We start from the raw sequence: 2593 nt of genomic DNA, 5'->3' as shown, positions 1-2593 counted from the left end.
TCGAGCGCCGCGCGGCGCGTGTCGTCGCGGTCGTCCGGGAGCGTCAGCGTGCCGACCGCGAACACCGCGCCGTCAACGTGCGCGGCCTGCATCCGCATCGGCATCGACGCGCCGCCGATCGCCACCGGCTGCTCCTCGACGGTCGGCTTCGCCGGCAGGTCGATCGTGTAGCCGGCGTCGTTGTGCAGCGTGCGCCAGTCGTACGACGGCGAGCACGCGGCCAGCGCGACGCTCACACTCGCGAGCGCGGCGAAGTGTCGCAGCGGACGAAAAAGGGGGCGCAACGAAACGGTGACTTCCTTCGGCATGGCGTGGATCGGGCAGGCAAAACGGGCATTATCCGCCGAACGTGAATTCCGGGATGCGCAGCTGCCGTCGGTACGCTTGCCGCATTCGCGCTAAAATGAGCGCCGAATTTCGATGTCCTTTGCATTGACCCGCGTCATCGACCGACTCCGAGAGCACCAGATGAACACCACGCCCCCCGCCCGCCGCAGCGCCGGCCCCGTCCGCTACGTCGTCGCCGCCGTCGTTGTCGCGGCGATCGCCGTTGCCGGCTTCTTCGCGTTCAACGGCAAGTCCAGCGTGCCGGACGCCACGTTCACGCTGCTGTCGGGCCAGAAGGTCTCGACTGCAGGCGACCTGAAAGGCAAGGTCTATCTCGTGAACTTCTGGGCGACGAGCTGCGCAACCTGCATGCAGGAAATGCCGCAGATGGTCGATACCTATAATCGCTTCAAGGGTCAGGGGCTGGAATTCGTCGCGGTCGCGATGAACTACGATCCGCCGATGTACGTCGCGAACTACGCGCAGACGCGTCAGCTGCCGTTCAAGGTCGCGCTCGACGACGGCAGCGTCGCGAAGCAGTTCGGCAACGTGCAGCTCACGCCGACGACCTTCGTCGTCGACAAGGACGGCAAGATCCTGAAGCGCTACGTCGGCGCACCGCAGTTCGCGGAACTCGACGCGCTGCTCAAGAAGGCACTCGGCAGCAACGCGGCCTGAGCGCCGCCCGATCCGGCTCGAAGGGCCGCGCATCGCGCCCTTCCCCGCACGACGGACCGCACGACCGGGCAACCCGGTTCCGCGGTCCGTTTGCTTTTCAGCGCTCGGTTTCGCCTTTCGCCGACAGCCCGTAGCGCTTCATCTTCTCGTACAGCGTCGCCTTGCCGACATGCAGCCGGTCGGCCGTTGCGGCGACCGCGCCGCCCGTCTGGTTCAACGCCTCGGCGATCACCGCGCGCTCGAATTGCTCGATGCGCTCCTTCAGCGTCTGCTCGTTGTCGGCGTCGTCGCCGCTCGCGCCCGTCTCCTGCGGCATGTCGGCCACGCCGAGCACGAAGCGGTCGGCCGCGTTGCGCAGCTCGCGCACGTTGCCGGGCCAGTCGCGCTGCATCAGGCTCGCGCGCTGCCGGTCGGTCAGCACCGGCGCGGGCCGCGCGTAACGCACGGCCGCATCGAGCATGAAGTGCTCGAACAGCGGCACGATGTCCTCGCGGCGCTCGGCCAGCGGCGGCAGCGCGATCGTCACGACGTTGAGGCGGTACAGCAGGTCGCGCCGGAACGTGCCGGCCGCGACCAGCTCGCTCATGTCGCCCTTCGCGGCCGCGACGACGCGGCAGTTCACGCGGATCGGCTGGTTCGAGCCGAGCCGCTCCAGCACGCCGTCCTGCAGCACGCGCAGCAGCTTCACCTGCAGCGCGAGCGGCATGCTTTCGATTTCGTCGAGGAACAACGTGCCGCCGGACGCATATTCGAGCTTGCCGACGCGGCGCTTCGCGGCGCCGGTGAACGCGCCGGGCTCGTAGCCGAACATCTCCGACTCGAACATCGGCTCGGGCAGCGCGCCGCAATTTACCGCGATGAAGGGCTTGTCGCGGCGCGGCGACAGCTCGTGCAGGCTGCGCGCGATCAGCTCCTTGCCGGCGCCGGTGTCGCCGTTGATCAGCACCGACGCATCGGTCGGCGCGACGTTCGCGATCAGCTTGCGTACCTGCTCGATCGCGGGACTGCGGCCGATGATGCGCGGCGCGACGACGTTCTGCCCGGCCAGCTCGCGCCGCAGCGCGTGGTTCTCGAGCACGAGCTCGCGGCGCTCGAGCGCGCGGCGCACCGTCTCGATCAGGCGCTCGGCCGCGAACGGTTTTTCGATGAAGTCGTACGCGCCGTCGCGCATTGCCTGCACGGCCATCGAGATGTCGCCGTGCCCCGTGACGAGGATCACGGGCACGTCGGGCACGCGCTCGCGGCACTGCGCGAGCACGTCGAGCCCGCTCGCGCCGGGCAGCCGGATGTCGCTGACGATCGCGCCGGCGTTATCCGCGACGATCGCCTTCTCGGCCGCTTCGGCCGACTCGAAGCCGGCGACGTCGAACCCCGCCAGTTGAAGGCTCTGCACGCTTGCCCGGCGAACGAGCGCATCGTCTTCGATATAGATCACTTGCAGCCGGTTGGCCATCGTACTCACTTGCTCCTGACGGGCCGCGCGGCGGCAGCGCGCGCGGCGTCGTTGATACCGATCGTGCGCCGATCGGGCGGGCGGCGTGGCGCGCCTAGCGCGAGCCCGCCGGCTCGGACACGGAGTCCGGATGAA

At 68.8% G+C, this 2593-nt stretch carries 2 protein-coding genes and 1 pseudogene; 1 reads left to right on the top strand and 2 read right to left on the bottom strand.

Annotation, left to right across the window (positions count from 1 at the left end):
* Positions 1–308, bottom strand: a pseudogene (locus G3N93_RS37550) (hypothetical protein); the annotation flags it as partial.
* A gap of 160 nt (positions 309–468) precedes the next feature.
* Here G3N93_RS37550 and G3N93_RS37545 point away from each other — a divergent pair.
* Positions 469–1005 carry a TlpA disulfide reductase family protein gene (locus tag G3N93_RS37545; protein WP_206135286.1) on the top strand — a complete coding sequence of 179 codons (537 nt, stop codon included), beginning with the start codon at positions 469–471 and terminating at the stop codon, positions 1003–1005.
* A gap of 97 nt (positions 1006–1102) precedes the next feature.
* Here G3N93_RS37545 and G3N93_RS37540 read toward each other — a convergent pair whose 3' ends face one another.
* Entirely contained in the window at positions 1103–2458 is a 1356-nt protein-coding gene (locus G3N93_RS37540; RefSeq protein WP_174936206.1) for a sigma-54 dependent transcriptional regulator, read from the bottom strand.
* Between the last annotated feature and the right edge of the window lie 135 nt (positions 2459–2593).

It is taken from the genome of Burkholderia sp. Se-20378 (assembly GCF_017104665.1).
Classification (GTDB): Bacteria; Pseudomonadota; Gammaproteobacteria; order Burkholderiales; family Burkholderiaceae; genus Burkholderia; species Burkholderia lata.
This window is presented reverse-complemented; position numbering and strand designations above follow the sequence as displayed.